The organism is Methylobacter sp. Wu8 (assembly GCF_036440755.1).
GTDB lineage: Bacteria > Pseudomonadota > Gammaproteobacteria > Methylococcales > Methylomonadaceae > Methylobacter_A > Methylobacter_A tundripaludum_A.
Genome location: NZ_JAZGVT010000057.1, coordinates 1 through 18,100, shown reverse-complemented (window position 1 = coordinate 18,100; position 18,100 = coordinate 1). Strand labels below are relative to the sequence as shown.

Annotated in this window: 12 protein-coding genes; 7 read left to right on the top strand and 5 right to left on the bottom strand. The window is 53.5% G+C overall.

The features are described 5' to 3' along the window. Positions 1–5 precede the first annotated feature (5 nt). The 4 genes from V3O24_RS08165 to V3O24_RS08150 all read right to left on the bottom strand — a co-directional run bounded on the left by V3O24_RS08165 (position 6) and on the right by V3O24_RS08150 (position 7,884). On the bottom strand, positions 6–1,562 hold the full coding sequence (locus V3O24_RS08165) for a proton-conducting transporter membrane subunit (RefSeq protein WP_331306874.1): 1,557 nt from the start codon (positions 1,560–1,562) through the stop codon (positions 6–8). After that, positions 1,562–4,864 carry a DUF2309 domain-containing protein gene (locus V3O24_RS08160; RefSeq protein WP_331306873.1) on the bottom strand — a complete coding sequence of 1,101 codons (3,303 nt, stop codon included), beginning with the start codon at positions 4,862–4,864 and terminating at the stop codon, positions 1,562–1,564. The genes V3O24_RS08165 and V3O24_RS08160 overlap by 1 nt, the downstream gene beginning before the upstream one ends. Before the next feature lie 80 nt (positions 4,865–4,944). Beyond that, complete coding sequence (locus V3O24_RS08155; RefSeq protein ID WP_331306872.1) at positions 4,945–6,438, bottom strand: NADH-quinone oxidoreductase subunit M; 1,494 nt, start codon at positions 6,436–6,438, stop codon at positions 4,945–4,947. A gap of 570 nt (positions 6,439–7,008) precedes the next feature. Further along, positions 7,009–7,884 (bottom strand): LysR substrate-binding domain-containing protein, encoded by an 876-nt coding sequence (locus V3O24_RS08150; RefSeq protein WP_331306870.1) that lies wholly within the window; start codon positions 7,882–7,884, stop codon positions 7,009–7,011. 365 nt (positions 7,885–8,249) lie between these two features. Between V3O24_RS08150 and katG the strand changes: the two genes are divergently transcribed. Beyond that, positions 8,250–10,472 carry a catalase/peroxidase HPI gene (gene katG, locus V3O24_RS08145; protein WP_331306869.1) on the top strand — a complete coding sequence of 741 codons (2,223 nt, stop codon included), beginning with the start codon at positions 8,250–8,252 and terminating at the stop codon, positions 10,470–10,472. A 305-nt stretch (positions 10,473–10,777) separates the two neighbouring features. Here the strand turns inward: katG and V3O24_RS08140 are convergent, their stop codons facing one another. Next, positions 10,778–11,644 (bottom strand): YicC/YloC family endoribonuclease, encoded by an 867-nt coding sequence (locus V3O24_RS08140; RefSeq protein ID WP_331306868.1) that lies wholly within the window; start codon positions 11,642–11,644, stop codon positions 10,778–10,780. A gap of 44 nt (positions 11,645–11,688) precedes the next feature. Between V3O24_RS08140 and V3O24_RS08135 the strand changes: the two genes are divergently transcribed. The 6 genes from V3O24_RS08135 to pgl all read left to right on the top strand — a co-directional run bounded on the left by V3O24_RS08135 (position 11,689) and on the right by pgl (position 17,863). After that, the gene (locus V3O24_RS08135) at positions 11,689–12,588 is read left to right on the top strand and encodes a serine/threonine-protein kinase (RefSeq protein ID WP_104422263.1); all 900 of its coding nucleotides are present in this window, start codon (positions 11,689–11,691) and stop codon (positions 12,586–12,588) included. A 202-nt stretch (positions 12,589–12,790) separates the two neighbouring features. After that, positions 12,791–13,513 (top strand): ribonuclease PH, encoded by a 723-nt coding sequence (gene rph, locus V3O24_RS08130; RefSeq protein ID WP_331306866.1) that lies wholly within the window; start codon positions 12,791–12,793, stop codon positions 13,511–13,513. Continuing rightward, complete coding sequence (gene rdgB / locus V3O24_RS08125) at positions 13,510–14,121, top strand: RdgB/HAM1 family non-canonical purine NTP pyrophosphatase (RefSeq protein ID WP_331306865.1); 612 nt, start codon at positions 13,510–13,512, stop codon at positions 14,119–14,121. The genes rph and rdgB overlap by 4 nt, the downstream gene beginning before the upstream one ends. 42 nt (positions 14,122–14,163) lie before the next feature. Further along, a complete protein-coding gene (locus tag V3O24_RS08120) occupies positions 14,164–15,222 on the top strand; it encodes an aminoglycoside phosphotransferase family protein (protein WP_331306864.1) in 1,059 nt (352 codons plus the stop codon). Between the two features lie 466 nt (positions 15,223–15,688). Continuing rightward, positions 15,689–17,176, top strand: coding sequence for a glucose-6-phosphate dehydrogenase (gene zwf / locus V3O24_RS08115; RefSeq protein WP_104422260.1), 1,488 nt, complete (start codon positions 15,689–15,691; stop codon positions 17,174–17,176). Further along, complete coding sequence (pgl, locus tag V3O24_RS08110) at positions 17,177–17,863, top strand: 6-phosphogluconolactonase (RefSeq protein ID WP_331306863.1); 687 nt, start codon at positions 17,177–17,179, stop codon at positions 17,861–17,863. The last annotated feature ends 237 nt before the right edge of the window (positions 17,864–18,100 follow it).

Sequence of the window (18,100 nt, the reverse complement as noted above, 5' to 3'; positions counted from 1 at the left end):
GAGCCTCAAAATGCAACCAGCAATGTTATACAGACAAACAACACCAGATAGCGGGGTCTGAGTACTGATTGTTCAAACGTATTGGCGATATGTCCAAGCCGGCGGCCGTAATCAATCGCGCCTCTGCCGGCGCCGCGCAGCACAAAATGTTCTTCGAACCAGTGTACGAAGGCCGCCGTCAATTCGGTCAGTTTTCCGGCCAGGCCGCTGCCGTTGGCGAATTTATCGGAATCGTTATCCAGTTGCGCGCCGATCATCCGTTCTTCCAGTTGCGCCAGCGACGATATTGACCGGATCGCAGGCCCGGCTCCGCCCATGACCCGGTCAACGATATGATCGTCGAAATAGCTCAGATCGTGCGCCAGACTGCGTATCGGTTTGACCAGCGCCCAGTCGGTAATCTGATCCAGCCAGAAACGCTGTAATGAGGCGACATAAAGCCAAGTGCGGACGTTGCGCGGAGGCGTTTCTTCGCATAGGCCATGCACATGGTGCATCAGCGAAGGCGCTGCCAGGAACTGATAGCCCCGAACCACCGCATGAGCGCAAAGATGCCAGCCGGCCAGTTGCCAAAATCCCAAACCGCATTCAAGGAACATCAAGCCCAATTGGCCGGATGCCGCAAAAATCAACGAGCTTTTAACATCGGTCTGGGTCAGTCCAACCACAAAACTATAAACAGCCGTGCTCAGGCCGACTACAGCGACCACCCCCATAGCCAGCGGCGCAAGTTCGAAAACCGGCCTCAGCAAAATGACCAGATAAACGCCGGCATGCACCATGACCGCACCGTAAAATACCGCACTCGACGGAGTGGGGCCTTCCATTGACCTCGCCAGCCAGGGAGAGAAAGGCAGCTGCGCCGATTTGGCAAAGGCGGCGACCGCAAAACACAGCGCAATCGCCGCGGCGTCACCCGGAGGCAGCTGAGCGATTGCATCATTGAGAGCGCTCCAGTCGACGCTGCCGGTCCAGGCGTAGCTTAAGCTCAAGCCCAGAATAAAACCGATGTCGCCGATACGGTTGGTAACAAAGACGCGCGTCGCATTGGCGGCGGCAACCGGGCGATCGTAAGCGTAGGCTATCAACAAGTAGGAGCATAAGCCCGCAACTTCCCAGCCGATGAAAGTGCCGACGGCATTGCCCGATAACACCAGCAGCAGTATGGCCGAAGCGAACAGACTCAGGATGAAAAAGAACCGGTGAAAACCCGCTTCCCGGTGCATGTAATTGATTGAAAAACAGGCGACGATGGCTAACAGCACTGAAAACAGAGCGGCTAAACGGACGTTTAAACCGCTGGTGATAAAGTTGACCTCGATTTTCAGCGTATCGCTGCTGAGCCATTGCCCGACAAGGAATGAGCCGGTATTTTTGCCCAGTAAATCGGCGCCCAGCAAGGTCAAGGCCAACAGAGTGGACATGATGATCGCCCAGCTTGCAATATCGGCTGTCGTGCTTTCGCCGTCTTCACCGCGGATTACGCCGAACAGATGACCTATGCCGATAACGGCAGCGGCGGCCAACGGCAATAAGGGAATTAAAATGACTAAGGCATCCATTACGCTGCTCCAAACCGTTCAGGCTGTCTGATCAATACAGGCGCTACCGGTAGCGTTTGACCCCGGTAGCACTCCGTTGAGTTATCGCGAATCGGCAGATCTTTCGCCTCGGCTTGCCACTGCACGAATCCCGTACCCGTTTGGAACAGATAAATCTTGCCGCTATCCGGGTCTTTGGCGCTCAGATGCATCCAGCCGCCGCCGACCAGTTCCCGTATGGATTCCTGGCGCTGATAAATTTGTTCCAGCACCGACGTTTTGGCTTCGACCAGGATTTGCAGGCGCATCGGTTCGTGAATTTCCACCATCTGCCTAGGCAGGCCGGTGCGTAAATCGCTGGACGCGCCTTCCATGACGCCGAACAGGCCGGTCACATTGTGCGGCACTTTGGTGCCGCAGCCGAAACGTTCGTTATTAACGGTGGAAAAATAATATTCCAGATTAATACCCGCACCAACCGGGGCCACTGCCAGCAAAATACCTTCCAGCACTTTACCGTCAGGGTCTTGAGTCGGATCGTAGGAAATCAGAAATACCCGGCGATCAAAGAAAGCGCCTTGCGTTAAAGAACGGCGACCGACGACCGCCGAAGCGTTAGTCGCATGGCCAAGTTCAGGCCGCGCTTGGGAAAAATCGGCCGCGCGCGCTTCTATATGCGTCAAGGCCTGGTCGGGTGTCGGGTTACGGGGGGCCGACGCCAGCCTGCGGCAACGTTCGTGCGCCGACATCTGCTGGGCGTGCCGTAATTCCTGCCGTAGCTTGCTTAACCCGGCCAGTCGTTCGGCTGGAAGCTGATCGAGGTCGTACCAGTTGATTTCTTCATTGCAGGTGTTGTGTTCGGCGCCGATAAACCAGGTATCGGACGGAATAGCGATGTCGCGTTCCGCCAACAGCTCGCGTATTTCAGGACGATTAGCCATCGCCGCAAACACCCTGGCATTCGGCCCGCCGTGCCGACCGCTGCAAGCGCCGCAATCGTAAGCCGCCAAGTGCGGGTTATTCTGGCTGATCGAGCCGTGCCCCATCAGCACGACCAGTTCCGAGAATCCGTAGGTCAGGCCGGTATTGCGCAAAAAGCTCGCAACCCGGTCGGCCTGTTCGCTATCGGTAAAACCCAGTTTGGGACGCTCCGGCGCAGCAACCGTTGTTTCATCGGTAGAAGTAAACAGCAGCTCTGTCTTAACCTCCGGCGATACCCGCTTAGCTATGCCGGAAACCAGGCTTTGCTGGGGTTTGGGCAGCAGCGATTTGGCCAATAATCCGGCTAAAGTAACCGGCGCAATCGCGTCGATAACCGGATGCGACGACAACAGGTTACGGCGCAAACTCTGATGCACCAGATTGGCAAACCATTGGTTCAACTTACGGCCACGGTTATGCTTGAGCAATACGGATTCGCTACCCGGTTGGGGGACTTCCTGAACTTCATGCGCGGGCGTCACCACCACCGGGCACAGCGGCGTTACCTTGCTGTCGTCGAGGCCCTTGTAATTCATTGCAACGCCGAAAAATCCGGCAGCGCCCAAGGTCTCAATAGCGGGATTGAGCTCTTCAAGATGGCGGCGAATGCTTTCTTCTCGGTCGTCCATGCAGAAGATGATTTGCGAGTCGGGACGATCTCCCCGCTCGGCCCAGCGGCCACGGTGATGATTGGCGCGCACCGCCTGGAAAAAATCCTCCCGATAATGATGCTCGTAAGCGATCAGCCAGACTTTGCCGCGCTCGGTCGGCGTGAACTCATCCAGCACGGTCAACATCGCTTGCAGATCTTCGGTAGCCAGCTGTTTCAGGTCGGCGGCGTTAAGCCCCAGATGCTGGCACAAGCGGAACAAGCGCCAGCCGCTGTTATGCGCGGAATGAGTGGGCTGTTTGTCCGCGATCGGGCTGCACTGCCAGGTACAAATCAAATCGGCAAGCTGTTGCCAGTCGCTGCGGTCATAACGTTCGGAACCGGCGTGCAAAGTCAGCGATTCCGCCCGGTGAGCCAGATATTCCGGCAAGTCGCCCTGGTACAGTCGGCTGCGCACCATGAATTCAGACAGGTTTTTACGGAAATAGCCGTGAATTGAGCTGAGCTTGGCCTCGATTTTCCAGGTGTCGCGGCAAACCTGGTTCAGCCACAGCCGATCCAGAGTCAGGCGGATAGCCAGATAATCGGCCAGCGTCGGCTTGGCGTCATTGGCGGCATGGTAATGGGGGTGATGCTGCCGCCAGTTGACCAGCCCCGACCAGCCGGGTATTTCAAGCGCCAGCCTGCGAAGATAGCCTTCCCATTGCGTTTGCGGTATTTCCAGGTGCTCGAGTTGCAGGATGATGGTATCGACTGGATCTTCGGGCAGTTCGGCGATAATTTGCTGCCAGTCCGGCAGCTCGTGCAAAAAGGGGTTGGCGTCATACTTTGCCGTTGCGCGCCAGGCGTCGTAAAGACCCAGCCGGCTGCGTTCGGGCAACTGCCATGCCGCCAGGCCTTCATCCAGGCCGGAAGCGCAAAAGCGTATCAGTTGCGGCCTGATCGAATCGAGGATGTCGGTGCCGGTCAATGCCAGAATGAAACTGCGCAAGCTGATATTGCCGCCTATTTCCTCTTCGAGCAGTTTATCCAATGCCGCTCTTGCCCGTTGCTGCATTTGCTGATGTGTTATCGCCAGGGATGGTGTGTATGCCGAAAATCTGTCGGGAGCAGGCTCGGCGGATTCGCTATTTCGGTTATTTTGCTCCAGCCAGTCTTCGGCCTGTTCCACCGACAAATCCAGCATGTTTTCCGGGTGTAAAGCCGCCTGCTCCAAGCCGAGCTTGGTTAAAATGCTTTCCCATAAGCGCCGGATCACCTTGCGGTCGGTCGCAAGCAAGCGCTGCCGAACCGGCTCCGGCACATCGGCCTGCACCGCGTCCAACGCGGCCAATTCCTCTATTTGCCAGTTCAACTGGCTGACGCTGACCGCCGACAAATCGAATAACAGCGCAATGCGGTAAATAGCCTGCCGGGTGATGGCTTTGTCTTTTAACGAGCAAACGATGTGTTCTGCCTGCAAGTGCGGGTACTGTGCAAATGCGGCGGACAAGTCGGAATCGTTTATGCGCCCCTGACGGTAGAAATCGCGGTTTTGCGCTTCGGGAAGATAGCCGCAAATACCGGTCAGGGCTTCGAATTCCGCCAGCGCCTGGTCAAACGGCAGATGCTGGAAACCATGCAAAGTGTTGTGATGCACGAAATCGAGTATCGGCGCCTGTCCAGGCAAGACGTGATCCAGATGGTTTAGCGCAGTGATTATTTGCTCACGTAAATGGTGTGGCTTTTGCATCGTGTTATTTGGGGTTTTATTTAAAATTTAGCATGCGGATTTATAAACGGATCGGTGCAATCTGTTGTATTTGCTCTCCATCACTGCAAAATCCGTTGACTGATGACCGCGTTCATCTGGCCGATGGTCGCGGCGGACAAATCAAGCAGCGGCGAAGGCATCAGGCCGAACAATACGGCGCTGCCGGCCAGTATTCCGGCGGCCAGTAACTCCGGCGCCCTCAGGTCCTCGATCTGTTGCATCTGCGGTTTTACCGGTCCGGTAAACAACAGGCTGATGGTGCGTATCGCGTAGGCGGCTCCGACTAAAATGCTGACGCTGAAAAATATCATTACGCCCAGCCCTAAGCCGACGCCGGTCGATGAACTAAATCCGCCGATCAGCGTATGCAGTTCGGCAATAAAGCCGATTGAACCCGGCAGGCCCATCGCCGCCAATAAAGTCAAGGTCATGAACAGCGCAAAGCGCGGCATCACCTGAATCAGCGAGCTGTAATCCTGAATATTGCGGGTATGGGTGCGCTCATACAGCAGGCCGACCAGCAGAAACAGCGCTCCGGCAATCAGGCCGTGAGCGGACATTTGCAGTACCGCGCCGGTAATGCCGATTTGGTTCAAGGTCGCAATGCCCAACAACACCATGCCCATGTGGCTGATCGAAGAATAGGCGACCATGGCTTTAAGGTCGCTTTGCCTCCAGGCTAAGAGACCGCCGTACAACATGCCGAACAAGCCCAGGAAAATAAGGAAGGGCTGCAACAGTTTTGCGGCCTCGGGCAGCATCACCACCGCCCGGATCAATCCGTAAGCGCCCATTTTCAGCAAAATACCGGACAGCAAAATACTGACCGGACTGGGCGCTTCGACATGCGCCAGCGGCAGCCAGCCGTGCAGAGGGAAAATCGGCATCTTGACGCCGAAACCGATCACGAAACCCAGCAGCACCAAAACCTGCTCAATCCTGGGCATGTCCTGCGCCGCCTGATGCATTGAGGACATCAAAGAGCCGCCGTGCTGAAGATCGTACTGGCTGACCGCCAACAGGCTGATCAGCATGAAAATCGAGCCGCCCATCGTGTACAGAACAAAGTTAAGGCTGGCCGTATGCCGCCGCTTGCCGCCCCAGCGGTCAATCAGGAAGAACAGCGGGATTAAAGTCACTTCCCAGAAGATATAGAACAAGGCCCAATCCTGCGCCAGAAACACGCCCAGCATGCCGAATTCGAGCAACAGTATGCAGATATGGTAACCCTTGACGCTGGTGGACACGGTGAATGAGGCCAGCAACGCTATCGACGTCAGCAAGGTCGCCAACACCAGCATCGGCATCGACAAGCCGTCTACGCCCAACGCATAAGCGCTGCCCAATTTAGGATTAAGCGGGAAATATTCATTAAACTGCAATTCCGCATCGTGCGCGTTATAAATGCTTAACAGCCAGCAGACCAGGAAAAAGGCGATAGCGGCAAACAGATGTGCGGTGTAACGGATTAATTGAGTGTTCCGGCCTGGAGTTAAAGCCAGCAGAAAGACCCCGGCGGCCGGAGTCCAGAGCAGTATGCTGAGAATCCCCATGGTTTTAGTGTTCCTTATGCTCTATATGTCTGGTAGTTTCAAGGGTTAGCAATTGTACGTTAAGGCCGGGGCAGTGCAAGCATTAACCTTGCGCTATCTATCGTCTTTTAACATTTTTTACCGATCATGACAGGCTGCAACACGCAGAGTCTAAAAGCCAGCCATGTTATTTGATGGCTTTTTAAGCGGGCATGTTTCGGCTAAGGCAGTTTAACATTGCAACCTTTCAATAGCCTTTCAAGGTCAATGCGGGGTGGGGCGCTGGGCTAATTTATCGGATTGTTTTGAGAGCGTGGAGTTCAGTCAATAACTGTGCGCGAGATGAATATTATCTGTTGGTTTGCTTGGCAGGAATCGGCCAATTTGCGACATTCAGGTAGCTGAAAAAAGATTGTTCACCAACGGCTGGTTTTGGTTGTGAAGCTGACTTCTATGTTCAGACTCCGTGATTCCAGCCATTGCGCACTGGGCGCAACAAACGTCGGTAATAAGCAAGATAGGGTGAGTTATCTGCCGCCAGCTTCCGCTTTAGTCGCGATAACGCAATTATCCGGATTTCAGAAATGAAGCTCAGGGTACCGGTTTATAAGCCAGCAGTTTGGCCAATGTCTCAAGAATCGCGCTACGGGGATGAGCCCGCCGCCAAACCAGTGCAATAATCCGGCTGGGTCGCTGACGGATGGCGATATAACGAATGTCGTTATCCTCGGGTTGAACGGCGACGGAAGGCATCAGCGTGACTCCGACGCCGTTCTTGACCATGAAACGTAGGGTTTCCAGACTGGAAGCCCGGAAGTCGTGCTCCACGAATCGGGAAGGGTCGCATAACTTCAAGGCCTGATCCCGCAAACAATGCCCCTCATCCAGTAGCAGCAAATCTTCCTTGGCTGCCATGTTGAGGTCCACTTCCTCCAAGCGGGCCAACGGATGATCAGCACATACGGCCAGGGTAAACGGGTCTTCAAACAGTGTTCGGCATTCCAGTAGTTCATGCTCTACCGGCAAGGCCAGCAACGCCGCATCCAGCTTTTTGTCGAGCAGCAACCGAATGAGCGAATCGGTCTTTTCTTCGACCAGTTGTAGTTTCAGCTCAGGAAAATGTTGCTTGATGCGGAACACATATTCCGGCAGCACATAACTCGCTAGAGAGGGAAAGGCCCCTAACGACAGCATGTTGCGATGCCGATCGCCGGCGTGGGCGGCGGTTTGCCGGATGCTTTGAATGTCGGCTAGTATTCTTCGCGCAATGGGCAAAATTTCTTGGCAGGCGTCCGTCAGCTCCACACTATTTTTCTCGCGCACGAACAAGTCCGCGCCCAGATAATCCTCAAGCTTTCTGATCTGCGTGCTCAAGGTTGGCTGACCGATAGAGCACTGGTCGGCCGCCTGACTGAAATTTCTTAAATCCGCTACCGCCACGAGGTAGCTCAAATCACGCAAGTTCATCGATTGTTATCCGTTTAAAAGTGAGTTGCTCGGCACAACTCAAAATGGTACCACATTGCGGTTGCGCCTTATTGATTTGAAAAATAGCGCTATTGATGAAATCAATTTCAAAAAGAATGCCTTATCCGGTTTAATGCGTTTGCCGAAATTATTATTTGTCAGGGTCTAAATCCCTGGATTTGAGACTTAATGAAGAAGATAGTTTTAAAACCAACATCGGCAGTGCCGTGTTGAACAGCTGATGCGCCTTCGTGACGATGAGCCGGGTGATTAAGTTGCTGGTTTTATTAGTCGACAGCATCTAAACTGAAGCGTCTACGGCATGTTTTTTCGCATTATCCCACAACAAGGAACATAGGTGTTTTATGAAAACGAAACAAACTTTCCTGGCTTCCGCACTGGCGGTAGCCATATCCGCAGTGTTGACCGCCAATCCGGTTCTGGCCGAGTCGCAACCGACGATGAACAGTTTTTGGTGGCCGGAACAACTGGACCTGAAACCCTTGCGCCAGAATTCGGTCGAGTCCAATCCGCTGGGCAAAGCGTTCAACTATGCCGAACAATTCAAAGCCCTCGACCTGAAAGCGGTGAAACAAGACATCGCCAATGTACTGCATACTTCCCAACCCTGGTGGCCGGCGGACTACGGCAATTACGGCCCGTTTTTCATCCGCATGGCCTGGCATAGTGCCGGCGTTTATCGGATCTTTGACGGGCGCGGAGGCGCTTCCGGCGGCCAGCAACGCTTCGAACCACTCAACAGTTGGCCGGATAACGTCAATCTGGACAAGGCCCGGCGCCTGTTGTGGCCGGTCAAGCAAAAGTACGGCGCCAAGCTTTCCTGGGCCGATTTGATGGTGCTGGCCGGTAACGTCGCGTTGGAAGAGATGGGGTTCAAGACGATAGGCTTTGCCGGCGGCCGGGCCGATGACTGGGAAGCCGAGATGGTCAATTGGGGAACGGAAAAGAAATTTCTTGCCGACGAGCGCCACGATGCCAAAGGTGAACTGGCGAAACCGTTGGCCGCCGTGCAAATGGGGCTGATCTATGTCAACCCGGAAGGGCCTGGCGGTAACCCTGATCCATTGGCGGCCGCCAAGCATATCCGCGAAGCCTTCGGCCGGATGGCGATGAACGACGAAGAAACGGTGGCCCTGATCGCCGGTGGGCATACCTTCGGCAAGGCGCACGGCGCGCATAAGCCGGACGAATGCGTCGGCAAGGAACCGGCCGCCGCCGGTATTGAAGAGCAAGGGCTGGGTTGGGCCAACAAATGCGGCAGCGGCCATGGCGTCGACACCGTTAGCAGCGGTCTGGAGGGCGCTTGGTCGACCAATCCGACCCGTTGGACGCATGATTACTTGACGTGGCTGTATACCTTTGATTGGGAAACCACCAAGAGCCCGGCCGGTGCGACGCAATGGATTCCCAAGGAAGGCAAAGGCGACAACTTTGTACCGGACGCCCACGATCCTAACAAACGCCACGCGCCGATCATGTTTACGACCGATATTGCTTTGAAAACGGACCCGGAGTATCAAAAAATCTCCAAGCGCTTCCTCGATAATCCCAAGGAATTCGAGGCGGCGTTTGCCAAGGCGTGGTTCAAGCTGACCCACCGCGATATGGGACCCAAGGCCCGCTACGTCGGTGCCGAAGTGCCTGCCGAAGACTTTATCTGGCAAGATCCTATCCCCAAAGTCGATCACAAGTTGATTGACACCAAGGATGTCGCCAAATTGAAGTCGACCATTCTGGACTCGGATTTAACGATTTCGGAACTGGTCAGGACGGCGTGGGCTTCCGCGGCGACCTTTCGCGGTACCGACATGCGCGGCGGCGCCAATGGCGCGCGCATTCGCTTGGCCCCTCAAAAGAATTGGGAAGTCAACGATCCCGCCGAACTGGCCAAGGTACTGACTCGCCTGGAAACGATCCAAAACGACTTTAACCGCACGCTGAAAGGCGGCAAGAAAGTGTCGCTCGCCGACGTGATCGTGCTCGGCGGCTCGGCGGCTGTGGAAGAAGCCGCGAAGAAAGCCGGTTTCAAAGTGCAGGTGTCGTTCAAACCAGGCCGTATGGATGCCGCGCAGGAACAAACCGATGCCAAGTCTATCGCGGTGTTGGAGCCCAAAGCGGACGGCTTCCGCAATTACTTTAGCAAGGATAATGCGCATTCGCCGGCGGAAATGCTGGTCGAACGCGCAAACTTCCTGACCTTGAGCGTACCCGAAATGACGGCGCTGGTTGGCGGCATGCGGGCGCTGGATGCCAACGCCGGACATACGCAGCATGGCGTATTCACCAACCGGCCAGGCGTACTGAGTAACGATTTCTTCGTAAACCTGCTCGATATGTCGACCAAATGGACCAAGTCGTCATCGGAGGGTATTTATGAGGGTCGGGACCGGGCAAATGACCAGGTCAAATGGACGGCTACGCCAGTCGATCTGATTTTCGGCTCCAACTCCGAGTTGCGTGCGGTTGCTGAACTCTATGCCTCGGACGACGCCAAAGAGAAGTTCGTACAGGACTTTGTCAATGCATGGGGCAAGGTGATGCACTTGGATCGTTTTGACAAACTCTGACCTTGGCGTAATAGGAACCCAACTTGACTACAATTAAGTCAAGTTGGGCGCTCTGCTAAACCAAATGACTGGAATACCAGCAGAATCGGACAATCGGTAACATTTAATCCCAATGTGTCTCCTTAGGGTTGTAATCCCAATCCCAATAAGTTCGCATATTATCCCTTCTCCAGCGGGAGAAGGTTAGGTTGAGGGGGTTCAAATAAAAACTTATTGGGATTGGTATTAAGTTGACTATCGTTGCCAGATTTAACTTAACTGAAAGCCGCTTTTAATTCATACACGAATTAAGACAAAGCAATCCATCACTCAATATTCTGCACCTGCTCGCGCATTTGCTCGATCAGCACTTTAAGCTCTATCGCTATTTTGGTCATTTCCTTGTCGGCGGATTTAGAACCCAAGGTATTGGCTTCGCGGTTCAACTCCTGCATTAAAAAATCCAGCCGTCTGCCGACCGGGTCTTTTTGCTGGAGTACCCGCAACACTTCGGTGATATGGGTTTCCAATCTGTCCAGCTCTTCGGCGATGTCCAGTTTTTGAGTCAACAGAACCAGTTCCTGCTCCAGGCGGTCGAAGTCGGGTTGCGCAACCAGTTCGGTAATCCGGTCTTTCAGTTTATTGCGAATCAACAGCAGCACTTCCGGCATGCGTTTGCCCGCTGACACGACAAAACTCAGCATCTTTGTGCAACGCTCTTCAATCAGGAATTTAAGTTGAGCGCCTTCTCTTGCCCGCGCTTCCAGCAGTTGCGCCAGCGTTTGATCGACCAGGGCGGCAATGCCCTTGCTGAGTTGCTCTTTATCAATATCCGGTTCCTGCTGGATGCCGGGGAATGCCAGTACATCCAGCGCTGAAAAAGACAAGGGAGCGGGCATTTGCTGTTCTATGGCGGAGGCTGCGGCAAGCAGCGTGGTGACGGCATCGGCATTGATGATGAAGTTTTGTCCGCTTTTAGCCTGTTTTTTGTAGCTCAACGAGCATTCAACTTTGCCCCGGTTGATCTTGGCGGCAATGGCTGAGCGCAGGTCGGCTTCGACAAAACGCAGGCGATCCGGCAGCTTTAAGCTGATGTCGCAGTAACGGTGATTGACTGAGCGCAATTCACAGCTTATGGTTAAGTCGCCTATTTCTGTTTCATTGCCGGCAAATGCGGTCATGCTTCTAATCATTTTTCACCTATAATCAACGGGCTTAAGTATAAACACACAACACGATGGCTGAATATTACGATCCGCAGACCTATCCCAAAGAGTGGAATTACCTGCAAACCGGCACCATTATAGATCAGTATGTCATTGAGCGGGAGTTGGCGCACGGCGGTTTCAGTTCCGTTTATCTGGCCCGGCAAATAGCGGATCAGGTTCAGGTTGCGATTAAGGAATATCTGCCGCGAAAATTCGCCCACCGCACCTGGAACAATGTGGTCGTCGCCAACAGCGAAGAGTCCGCGGCTTTATTCAAGCGCGGCCGGGTGCTGTTTTTCGAGGAAGCCAAAGTTTTGTCGGCGCTGAAACATCCCAATATTGTCGAAGTGATCGGTTTTTTTAAAGCCAACTCCACTGTTTATATGGTGATGACTTATGACTACGGGCTTACGCTAGACAAGCTGTTAAAAAACAAGTCGCTGTCCGTTTCCGAAGATTTTTTGCTGACCTTGTTCAACTCGTTGTTGGCGGGAGTCGGTCATATTCACAGCCGCCAGTTTATTCATCTCGACATTAAACCCGCCAATATTCTGGTGCGTCCGGGCAACGATGCGTTATTGCTGGATTTCGGCGCGATTCAGAGTTTTCCTAAATCGCACCTGGACAAACAAAGCAAGGTTTTAACCAAAGGCTACTCGCCGATAGAACAGCACGACCTGAGCGCCGAGCTGGGCCCGTGGACGGATATTTACGCGGTGGGCGCGAGTATGCGCACTTGTCTGGAGCTTAAAGTCCCGGTTTCCGCACAGGACAGGGTGCTGCAGGATACGCTGGTGCCTGCGGTGAAAGCGTTTAAACGGAAATTCCCTGAACACCTGTTGAAAGCTGTCGATTGGGCTATGGCGCTGCAACCGGAAAATCGTCCGCAATCGGTTGCCGAAATGCGGCAGGCGCTAACGGGCGGTTGATTATTGGTAACTGATGTTACTCAAACCACAAAAACTCACCACGAAGGCACGAAGGACACGGAGAAAAATATAAAACTTCGTGTCCTTCGTGCCTTCGTGGTGAAAATTTCTTAGTTATTGCGTAACTTCCGTTAGTAAATTGAACCGCCGGACAGCGCGCCGTTCAGGTATACTGTGCGGTTTTCATTTTACCGGAATATACATGAGACCTAGCGGACGCAACCCTGATCAACTCAGAGACATCAAATTCACCTGCGGTTTTACCAAACATGCAGAAGGCTCTGTTCTGGTTGAATTCGGCGATACCCGTGTGCTTTGCACCGCCAGTGTCGACAGGAGCGTCCCGCGCTTTCTTAAAGGCAAAGGCGAAGGCTGGATTACCGCCGAATACGGCATGCTGCCGCGCTCGACCCATACCCGGATGGGACGGGAAGCCAGCCACGGCAAACAAGGCGGACGCACGCTGGAAATTCAGCGTTTGATTGGCCGTTCGCTGCGGGCGGCGATTGACTTGAAAGCGCTGGGCGAACATACCATCACCATCGATTGCGACGTGTTGCAGGCGGATGGCGGAACCCGTACTGCGGCGATTACCGGCGGATTTGTCGCGCTGTCGCTGGCGGTGCAGAAAATGCTCAAACGCAAACAAATCAAGACCAATCCGCTGCATGGGCAGGTCGCTTCGGTATCCGTGGGCATCTTTAACGGCGTGCCGGTGCTGGACCTGGATTATGCTGAAGACAGCAATGCGGAAACCGATATGAATGTGGTCATGAACGATGCCGCGGCGTTTATCGAGGTGCAGGGCACCGCTGAGGGCCATGCGTTCAGGAAAGAGGAACTGGACGCGATGCTGGAACTGGCAGGTTCAGGCATCAAGGAATTGCTGGAAAAACAACGGATAGCGATAGAAGAGCATAAATGACCTTTTCGACCTTACAAAAAATCGTCCTGGCCAGCGGCAATCCCGGCAAGATCAGGGAAATTCAGGCAATACTGGCGGAGCATCCGATCGTTCCGCAGTCCGAATTTAATGTTGTCGACGTGGAAGAAACCGGCGCTACGTTCGTCGAAAACGCCATTTTAAAAGCCAGGAATGCGGCGTTGCATTGCCAATTACCTGCAATTGCCGACGATTCGGGCTTGGTCGTTGACGCCTTGAACGGCGCGCCCGGCGTCATTTCGGTAAGATATGCCGGTGTCGGCGCCAGCGACCGGGACAATGTGGATAAGTTGTTGCGGGAGCTTGACGGCGTCCCGGATGAACTGCGCACGGCGCGGTTTATCTGCGTGATGGTGTTTATGGAACATGCCTATGATCCTTGCCCGGTCATCGCCCAAGGCGTTTGGGAAGGCAGGATTCTGGATCACGCCGTCGGCGAAAACGGTTTCGGCTATGATCCGGTATTCTGGGTGCCGGAACAGCAGTGCGCATCGGCGCAATTGCCGGCGGCCGTTAAAAATGCGCTCAGTCACAGAGGACAGGCGCTAAAACGTTTAACGGCCTTGATCAAGGAAAGGGAAGCCGCCTGATGTGTTGAGGCGGCCGCCTCGCATAGCCTCGATAATATGTTGATGAACAGACTACTGCCTATCGCCACCCGGTTCGCCGATGCCGTTACAGAAATAACACCGCTCGGCAACGGGCTGATCAATGACACCTATTTGGTCGTAACGCAATCCTCCCGCTTTGTCCTGCAACGCATCAATACCCAGGTTTTTCCTGCGCCCGAACTGATTATGGCGAACCTGACCACGCTTCATCGGCATATCGTGCAAAAAGCCGGCGCCAAGCTGCAAATCCCGGAAGTTTTAAACACCGCCGATAACGAGCCGCTGTATCGGGATCAAAACGGCGATTGCTGGCGGGCGCTAAGCTTTATCGCCAATACCGAAAGTATCGAGGCTGTCGGCAGTCTCGGCGACGCGGAGCAGGCCGGTTTTGCGCTGGGGCATTTTCATCGCTTAACCAGCGACCTTGATCCTTTGCTGTTGCATGACACCCTGCCCGGCTTTCATATAACGCCGGGCTATGTAGTGCGTTACCATCAGGTCTTACAGCAGGCCGGGGCCGCAAGTTGTAAAGAAAGCCGTGATTGCGCTGAATTTATCGGCGAATTCCGGCATATCGCCGATGATCTGGAAAATGCAAAGCAGCAGGGTTTGCTGTCTTTGCGTGTGATTCACGGCGATCCCAAATTAAACAACGTGTTGTTCGATAAACGCACTAAAAAAATCGTCAGCTTGATCGACCTGGATACCGTCAAACCGGGCCTGGTGCATTACGATATTGGCGATTGCCTGCGCTCTTGCTGCTATGCCGCCGAGCCGGCCGGATTTGACCTGAATCTTTGCGCCGCCCTGTTGAAAAGCTATCTGAATGAGGCCGGTGCGTTTTTTACCGAATACGATTATCACTATTTATATCCCGCCATCCGCTTGATCCCTTTTGAATTAGGCATCCGGTTTTATACCGATTATCTGGAAGGCAACCGGTATTTTAAGGCGGCCGATCCCGAGCAGAACTTGCGCCGTGCGCTTGATCAATTCCACTTATGCGCAAGCGTCATGTCGCAGGAAGCGGCAATCAAAGCCCTGATCTTGCAGTTACAAAACAACGTTATTAGCAAGTAAAACCTCCTATTCATCGCCTGTTCCAGACTGAAAATACCTATGCAGGCTGTCGCCGGCAGGATCAAACGCGACTGCTTTTTAGGGCAAGCGGTTTAACTTCAGGCTAGCCGCCAATATAAGTTTATTTTTATTCCCTTCTGTGCTATTACATCAGGCCGCTTAGGAACAGACATAAATTAATTTACGCAATTACCATGAAGAGCATGAAGGACATGAAGACGTCAATCCTTATACCTTTCATGTTCTTCATGGTTTAAAAATAAAACTTGCTCGAGTTATTTTATGCACATTCCTTTCGACAGGCTCAGGGCGAACGGAAAAATCCTTAACTTAATGGCAGTGACGCGCTGTGTGATAACGAGAGCTAACTCAATACCTGCGCGCACACCCCTATCAGAAGTTTTATGTTCCATTCTTCATACCCTTGCGGTTAAATACCGGAACACTCATCCAGCAAACAAAATCAATGAAAGCCGAACCCTGTACCTACGTTATTTTTGGAGCCACCGGAAACCTGTCCCGGATTAAGTTGATGCCGTCTTTGTATCATCTTGACGCCGCGAACCGCCTGCCCGAAGGCACACGTATCCTGGCCATAGGCCGCAGGCCCTGGGATCAGCAAAAATGGCTGGCGGAAGTCAGGCAAATGATCGAGGCCAAAGTCTCGGACAATTTTGATGAAACCGTGTTCCAGCGTTTTAGCGCCCGGCTGCATTATCATCAAGGCGATATAAAACAGTCGCAGTGTTATAGCGAACTGGCCGACACGCTGGACCTGACAAACCGGTTCCCTAAAAACATCGCGTTCTATCTTTCGATAAGCCCTTCGGACTTCGGCACGGTCATGAAGCTGTTGAGCGATACCGGCCTGTTTGATGAACAATACGGCTGGCGGCGGGTGATTATCGAAAAACCGTTCGGTTACGATCTGGACAGCGCCAAGGCTCTGCAAAAACGTATCAGCCGCTATTTATCGGAAGAGCAGATTTACCGCATCGATCATTATCTGGGCAAAGGCATGGTGCAAAACGTGCTGGTGTTCCGTTTCGCCAATGTGATGCTGGAGCCGTTATGGAACCGCAACTATATCGACCATATCCAGATCACCCATTCCGAAGACATCGGCATCGGCAGCCGCGCCGATTACTATGACAACGCCGGCGCCATGCGCGACATGCTGCAAAGCCATCTGCTGCAACTGTTGACGCTGGTCGCGATGGAGCCGCCGGTTTCGATGGAAGCCGAATCCCTGCGCGACGAAAAAGTCAAAGTATTGAAATCCATCCGCCCCATTCCCAGAGAAGCGGTACACGGCCATGCCTTCCGCGCCCAATACGGCAAAGGCAGCGTCGGCGGCGAACGGGTCAACGGCTATTTGCAGGAAGACGGTATACCGCCTAACAGCATCACCGAAACCTATGCCGCAATGAAGCTGTATATCGACAACTGGCGCTGGCGCGGCGTGCCGTTTTACCTGCGCACCGGCAAACGCATGGCCAAGGCGCAATCGACCATCTCGATTTGTTTTCGCCATCCGCCGTTGCAGTTTTTCCGCGGCACCGAGGTGCAGTGCATGAACCCCAACTGGGTGCTGTTAGGGATACAGCCGGAAGAGTTCATCCGCATTGAAATGACCGTAAAAGAGCCGGGCCTGGAGATGCGCACCCGCTCCAGCAGCCTGGACGCGAGCTTCCGCCAGGAGAATGAAAAAGCCATCGATGCCTATGAAGACTTGTTGCTGGACGTATTAAAAGGCGACCGCTCGTTATTTCTGCGCTTTGATGAAGTAGAATATGCATGGCGCATTGTCGATCCTATCCTGCAAACCTGGGCGATAGAGCGTGACTATATCGTCACCTATCCTGCCGGTTCCTGGGGGCCGGAAGACAGCCGCCGCTTATTCGATAAAGAAAGCCAATCCTGGCGCAGCTCATTAACCCCGGAGTGTAACTAAATGCAAACAAACAGCCGCTGGCATCATCTGGAGACCGCAGATCAGGTAGCAGAGGCCGCCTGCCAACAAATTCTTAATGCCGCAACATCGGCTATAGCAGAACGCGGCAAATTCAAACTGGTTTTAGCCGGAGGCAGCACCCCGGAAAAAGTCTACCGCCTGCTTGCCGAAGCCAATGCCGATTGGGCCAACTGGCATATTTATTACGGCGATGAGCGCTGTCTGCCTGCCGATCACCAGGACAGAAACAGCCTGATGGCAAGCCGGGTGTTATTGGACAAAGTGGCTATCCCGGCCAATCAGATATACACCATGCCCGCCGAACTGGGGCCGGAAGTTGCGGCCGACCGCTATAAACTCGCCGTCAGCAAGGCCGGTATGTTCGATATGGTATTGCTGGGCATGGGAGAGGACGGCCATACCGCCAGCTTGTTTCCCGGCCACCAACACCCGCAGGATGAACTGGTGCATGCCGTTTACAATTCGCCGAAACCGCCGCCGGAGCGCGTTTCGATCAGCGCCAAGGCATTAAGTAACACGCGGGAACTGATCTTTTTGATTACCGGTTCGAATAAGCAGGAAGCCGTCAAGCTGTGGCGTTCAGGATCGGATTTGCCGGTTGCCAGCATAGTTCCTGAAAATCCAATTGATGTTTACATTGATAGCGATGCGTTTACTCCGCAGTAGGGGCAGTCCCTTGTGGCTGTAAACTACTTACCAATATATAAAGTAAAGTTACTTAATAAATCAGATACTTAATTGTACAAATGGGTAATATAGAGGTAAAAAGTGGAAATTTATTCAGTGGCGGATTCAACTCCGAAGTGCAATCCTAGTAATCATGCGGCATCCCTCTCTTGTTCAGGAAAAAAGACCTCATGAGGTGTTTTAAAATTGAGTGTTTTTCGAGGGCGATGGTTGAGC